We start from the raw sequence: 6,157 nt of genomic DNA, 5'->3' as shown, positions 1-6,157 counted from the left end.
CAGCACGACCCACCCCCACAGTCAGCCAACCCACCCAAATCAACAGGCACTTACTGTCCCACAACCACCCCAACCGACTTCGCCAGCAGAGTCGCCGGACCGACTTCCCGCGCACCGGGCGAAGCCGCTCAGCCCGTGGTCAGGCCCGCGACCAGTTCGTCGGCCGCGCCGTACGGGTCCAGCTCGCCGTTGACCACCCGTTCGGCCAGGCCGGCCAGGTGGCGGTCGCCGGAGAGGTCGCCGATCCGGGCCCGCAGCTCGGCCAGCGCGATCGCCTCGATCTCCTGGGCGGCCCGACGGCGGCGGCGCGCCGCCAGCTCGCCGGTCTCCTCCAGCCAGGCGCGGTGCTTCTCCAGGGCCTCGACCACCTCGTCCACGCCCTCGCCGCGGGCCGCGACGGTCTTGACGATCGGCGGGCGCCAGTCCCCCGCCTCGCGGGCCTCGCCCAGGCCCAGCATGTGGTTGAGCTCCCGGGCGGTGGCGTCGGCGCCGTCCCGGTCGGCCTTGTTGACCACGAAGACGTCGCCGATCTCCAGGATGCCCGCCTTGGCGGCCTGGATGCCGTCGCCCATCCCGGGGGCCAGCAGCACCACGGCGGTGTCCGCCTGGGCGGCGACCTCGACCTCGGACTGGCCCACGCCGACGGTCTCCACCAGGATCACCTCGCAGCCGGCCGCGTCCAGCACCCGCAGCGCCTGCGGCGCCGCCCAGGACAGCCCGCCCAGGTGCCCGCGGGTGGCCATCGAGCGGATGAACACCTCGGGGTCGGTCGCGTGGTCCTGCATCCGGACCCGGTCGCCCAGCAGCGCCCCGCCGGAGAACGGCGAGGACGGGTCGACGGCGAGCACCCCGACCCGCTTGCCGAGCCGCCGGTAGGCGGAGACCAGCGCCGAGGTGGAGGTGGACTTGCCCACCCCGGGCGAGCCGGTCAGGCCCACCGTGTACGCCTGCCCGGTGTACGGCGCGAGCGCGGCCATCGCCTCGCGCAGCTGCGGGGCGGCGTTCTCGACCAGCGTGATCAGCCGGGCGACCGCCCGCGGCCGGCCCTCCCGGGCCTGCTCGACCAGCGTGGCGACATCGATCATCAGGAGCTCCTTGCGCGGATGCCGGCGGGTGGCGGCGGCGTACGGCTGCGAACGACGGCAGATGCCGAAGGGGCCGCGGGCCACTTGTGGCGGTCCGCAGCCCCGGGGTCACGTCTACGGCCTGTCCGGCCGCAGCGCGGGTCAGGCCTTCGGCACGCGCACGATCAGCGCGTCGCCCTGGCCGCCGCCGCCGCACAGCGCGGCCGCGCCGACCCCGCCGCCGCGGCGCTGCAGCTCCAGCGCGAGGGTCAGCACCACGCGGGCGCCGGACATCCCGATCGGGTGGCCGAGCGCGATCGCGCCGCCGTTGACGTTGACGATGTCGGCGGAGACGCCGAGGTCCTTCATCGACTGGTGGGCGACGGCCGCGAAGGCCTCGTTGATCTCGATCAGGTCGAGGTCGGAGACCTCCAGGCCCTCCTTGCCCAGCGCGTGCCTGATCGCGTTGGACGGCTGCGACTGGAGCGAGTTGTCCGGGCCGGCCACGTTGCCGTGGGCGCCGATCTCGGCGATCCAGGTCAGGCCCAGCTCCTCGGCCTTGGCCTTGCTCATCACGACCACGGCGGCGGCGCCGTCGGAGATCTGCGAGGAGGTGCCGGCGGTGATCGTGCCGTCCTTGGTGAAGGCGGGGCGCAGCTTGGCCAGGCCCTCCACGGTGGTGTCGGCGCGGATGCCCTCGTCCTGGCTGAACAGCACCGGCTCGCCGCGGCGCTGCGGGATGGCGACCGGGACGATCTCGGCCTCGAAGACACCGTCGGCCTGCGCCTTGGCGGCCCGCTGGTGGGAGGCGGCGGCGATCTCGTCCTGCACCTCGCGGGCGATGCCCAGGCGGGTGTTGTGCTTCTCGGTGGACTCGCCCATCGGGATGTTCTCGTAGGCGTCGGTCAGACCGTCGTACGCCATCGCGTCGAGCACCTCGACCGCGCCGTACTTGTAGCCCTCGCGGGACTTCGGCAGCAGGTGCGGGGCGTTGGTCATGGACTCCTGGCCGCCGGCCACCACGATGTCGAACTCACCGGCCCGGATCAGCTGGTCGGCCAGCGCGATGGCGTCCAGGCCGGAGAGGCAGACCTTGTTGATGGTCAGCGCCGGGACGTTCATCGGGATGCCGGCCTTGACGGCCGCCTGGCGGGCCGGGATCTGGCCGGCGCCGGCCTGCAGCACCTGGCCCATGATCACGTACTGGACCTGCTCACCCGTGATGCCGGCCCGCTCCAGCGCGCCCTTGATCGCGAAGCCGCCGAGGTCGGCACCGGAGAAGCCCTTGAGGGAACCGAGCAGGCGGCCCATCGGGGTCCGTGCACCGGCAACGATCACAGAGGTGGTGTTGGTCATGGGACGGGCCCCTTCGCACGTCGTGGCCAGGTGGTGAGGATGCGCTCAGGGTACTGACCTGTGTTCCGCCCGTCACCGGAGCGACGGTGTGATCGAGCGCACTGGCACAGTCCAGTCAACACCGTGTCAATACGATCCGGGTGAACGTCCGGGTGATTCCCGGCGTGTGAGCAGGCTCGCACGTCCGGCACTGGCGCCGCCTCGGCGCCGTACGCTGCACTGGGTGCCACCTGTCCGTCCACCGCCCCTGGAGGCGCCGTGCTGACCCGCATCGACCACATCGGCATCGCCTGCCGAGACCTCGACAAGACGGTCGAGTTCTACCGCGCGACCTACGGCTTCGAGGTGTTCCACACCGAGGTCAACGAGGAGCAGGGGGTCCGCGAGGCCATGCTCCGGATCAACGGCACGGACGACGGCGGCGCCTCGTACCTCCAGCTGCTGGAGCCCACCCGCCCGGACTCCACGGTCGCCAAGTGGCTGGAGAAGAACGGCGAGGGCGTGCACCACATCGCCTTCGGCACCGCCGACGTGGACGGCGACTCCGAGGCGATCCGTGACAAGGGCGTCCGGGTGCTGTACGACCAGCCGCGGATCGGCTCGATGGGCTCGCGGATCACCTTCCTCCACCCCAAGGACTGCGGCGGCGTGCTCACCGAGCTGGTCACCTCGGCCCAGCCTGGCGAGCACGAAGGGCACTGAAACGACCTCGGAACCACCCGCGGTGCCGCCCGCTCCCGGGCGGCACAACGGAATCGGGCCCTAGCGACCCGTCAGTAACCTGGTCCGGCGGCCGGAAAACCCCTACGCGGCCATTCCCCCGTGGTGCGCGCCCACTACAATGCCCAGGTGCGCGACGACTCCGGGGGACGGAGGCGGCGGGCACGGCCGATGACAGGCCTGTCCGCCCTCCGGTGGTCGGCCCGTCGCAGGGGAGTCCAGTACGCGGGCACGGCTGAACAGTCGCAAGACGGATCTGTCACCATTCTCCACAGGCAAGAGTTCGCCCAGGAGTCCACCCGGACGGGGGAACGCGGCACATCCGCGCTCCCGCGACCAGGACTCCGACGACCGCGGCGGACGGCTCCGGCTTGGCAGCGGGTCGTCCGGTGACCGCGGATGCAAGGACCAGTCGGACCAGGGCCCCGGACACGGGTGGCCGGGACCGGCCGGGTCGAGGACGCGACCAGGAGATGGATGGGACCGCGGAGTGCGGGGCAACGACCGCTACGAGGTTGATGATCACCTCTCCCAGTTCGAGGCCGAGATGGGTCGGACTCGGAAGGAGCGGGACAAGGCCGTCGAGCATGCCGAGGACCTCGCCTACCAGGTGGAGGTGCTCCGGGCCAAGCTGCACGAATCCCGGCGCATGCTCGCCCAGCCGCGCGCCTTCGACGCCGTCTCCGGCCAGGCCGAGCAGATGCTCCGGACCGCCGAGATGCAGGCCCAGCAGATGCGCGCCGACGCCGAGCGCCAGCTGCGCGACTCCCAGGCCGCCACCCAGCGGATCATGGCCGAGGCCGCCGAGCGCACCGCCCGGCTGGAGGCCGAGCTCACCGCGCGCCGCCGCCAGCTGGAGGACGAGCTCACCGAGCTGCGCCGCTCCGCCGAGCAGCACGTCAACGGCTGGGCCGAGCAGACCCGGTCCGGCTCCGAGCAGGAGGCCCAGCGCCTGCTGCAGGAGGCCCGCGCCGAGGCCGAGCGGATGGTCGCCGCGGCCCGCGCCGAGGCCGCCGCCCTCTCCGACCACGCCCGCGCCCAGACCGCCGCCGACGTGGACGCCGCCCGCGGCGAGGCCCAGGCCGCCGCCGAAGCCGCCCTCCAGAAGGCCCAGAACGACGCCGAGCGACTGCTGCGCGCCGCCTCCGAGCACGCCCAGCAGGCCGGTGCCCAGGCTGCCGCCGACGTGGACGCGGCCCGGGGCCAGGCCCAGCAGGAGCTGGCCGCCGCGCATGCCGCCGCCGAGCAGCAGCTGGCCGCCGCCCAGGCCGAGATCGGCCGGCTCAAGGAGCAGGCCGCCGCCGAGCAGGCCCGCGCCGAGCAGCAGCTGGGCGCCGCGAAGGCCGAGATAGAGCGGCTGCGCGACGCGGCGCTCGCCGAGGCCGAGCGCGCCCGCCGGGAGGCCACCGAGCTGCGGATCCAGGCCGAGCAGGCCGCCGAGCAGCTCCAGGCCGACGCCGAGGCCGCCGCCGAGCGCAAGGTCGCCGACGGCGAGGCCGCCACCGAGCAGCGCTCGCAGACCGCCCGGGCCGAGATCGCCCGGCTGGTCGCCAACGCCACCAAGGAGTCCGAGGCCATCCGGGCCGAGGCCGAGGCGATCCGCAGCGAGGCCGCCACCCGGCAGGCCGAGGCGGACGCCGCCAGGGCCGCCGCCGCCGAGGAGAGCGAGCGGCTGCGGGCCACCGCCGAGTCGGTCGCCGCCCAGTTGAAGGCCGAGGCCGAGGCGGCGATCGCCGAGCTGCGCGCCCAGGCCGACCGGGACCTGGCGGAGCTGCGGGCCCAGGCCGAGGCCGACGCCCAGCGGCTGCGCGGCGAGGCCGAGGAGGCGGGCCGCGCGGCCGGCGCCAAGGACGCCACCGTCCACCTCGCCAAGGCCGCCAAGACCGCCGAGGAGGTGCTCGGCCGGGCCAACCAGGACGCCGAGACCGCCCGCGGCGAGGCCGCCGCCGAGGCCGAGCGGATCCGCGCCGAGGCGCAGGCCGAGGCCCAGCGGCTGCGCGAGCAGGCCCAGGCCGCCGTCGAGCAGGCGCAGAACGCCGCCCTGGACGACGCCGCCGCGATCCGCGAGCGGATCGAGCAGATGCAGGACGAGGCGGCCCGGCTGCGCGCCGAGGCCGAGGAGCTGCGCGCCCAGGCCGCCGCCGAGGCCGACCGGGTCCGCAGCGAGGCCCGCCGCCAGGCCGTGCTGCAGATCGAGGAGTCGGCGAAGAACGCCGAGGAGCTGCTCACCAAGGCCAAGGCCGACGCGGACGAGCTGCGCGCCGGTGCCGCCGGGGAGGTCGAGCGGCTGCGCGCGCAGGCCCAGGAGCAGGCCGCCGAGACCCAGGGCCGGGCCGAGCAGACCCTGGCCCGGGCCCGTACCGAGGCCGAGAAGATCACCTCGGCCGCCGAGCAGCAGGGCCAGGACGCGGTGGCCGCCGCCAAGGCCGCGGCCGCCGAGAACCGCGCTGCCACCGAGCGCGAGACCGCCGAACTCCGGCGCAACGCAACCGAGTTCGACCAGCGGGTACGTGCCGAGGCGACCGCCGCCGCGGAGGCGCTGGCCGCCGAGGCCCAGGCCGAGGCGAACGCCGTCCGGGACGCCGCGGTCGCCGACGCCGAGCGGGTGCGCACCGAGGCCGACACCGAGGCCGCCCGCACCAGGGCCGAGGCCGAGTCCACCGCGAACGCGCTGCGCGAGGAGAGCCGGCGCGAGCGCGAGGAGGCCGCCGCCGGGCTGCAGCACGAGCGCGAGGAGACCGCCGAGCAGCTGGCCGCCGCCCGGGCCGCCCGTGAGCAGGCCGAGCAGGGCGCCGCCGAGCTGACCGAGCGCACCGCCCGGGAGAGCACCGAGGTCCGCGCGGCCGCCGACCGGTACGCCGCCGAGCAGCGCGAGAGCGCCGACCGCGAGACGGCCGAGCAGCGTGCCGAGGCGGAGCGGTACGCCGCCGAGCAGCGCGCCGAGGCCGAACGGGCCGCGGCCGAGCTGCGCGCCCTCGCCCAGCAGGAGACCACCCAGCAGCGCGAGAGCGCCGAGG

At 74.9% G+C, this 6,157-nt stretch carries 3 protein-coding genes and 1 pseudogene; 2 read left to right on the top strand and 2 right to left on the bottom strand.

Annotated elements, in window-relative coordinates; all coding sequences use genetic code 11:
• Positions 1-128: 128 nt before the first annotated feature.
• Positions 129-1,085, bottom strand: a complete 957-nt coding sequence (meaB, locus tag AB0F71_RS16175; protein ID WP_360233689.1) for a methylmalonyl Co-A mutase-associated GTPase MeaB — start codon at positions 1,083-1,085, stop codon at positions 129-131.
• A 141-nt stretch (positions 1,086-1,226) separates the two neighbouring features.
• On the bottom strand, positions 1,227-2,420 hold the full coding sequence (locus tag AB0F71_RS16170) for an acetyl-CoA C-acetyltransferase (protein ID WP_360233686.1): 1,194 nt from the start codon (positions 2,418-2,420) through the stop codon (positions 1,227-1,229).
• A 258-nt stretch (positions 2,421-2,678) separates the two neighbouring features.
• Between AB0F71_RS16170 and mce the strand changes: the two genes are divergently transcribed.
• Both mce and AB0F71_RS16160 read left to right on the top strand, forming a co-directional pair.
• Positions 2,679-3,122 (top strand): methylmalonyl-CoA epimerase, encoded by a 444-nt coding sequence (gene mce, locus AB0F71_RS16165; protein WP_360233683.1) that lies wholly within the window; start codon positions 2,679-2,681, stop codon positions 3,120-3,122.
• Positions 3,123-3,630: 508 nt separating this feature from the next.
• Positions 3,631-6,157 (top strand): annotated as a pseudogene (locus tag AB0F71_RS16160) (hypothetical protein); the annotation flags it as partial.

Origin of the sequence: Kitasatospora sp. NPDC028055 (genome assembly GCF_040637885.1) — a bacterium.
Lineage (GTDB): Bacteria > Actinomycetota > Actinomycetes > Streptomycetales > Streptomycetaceae > Kitasatospora.
Note: the sequence above shows the minus strand (reverse complement) of the source record. Positions and strands in the feature narration are given on the sequence as shown.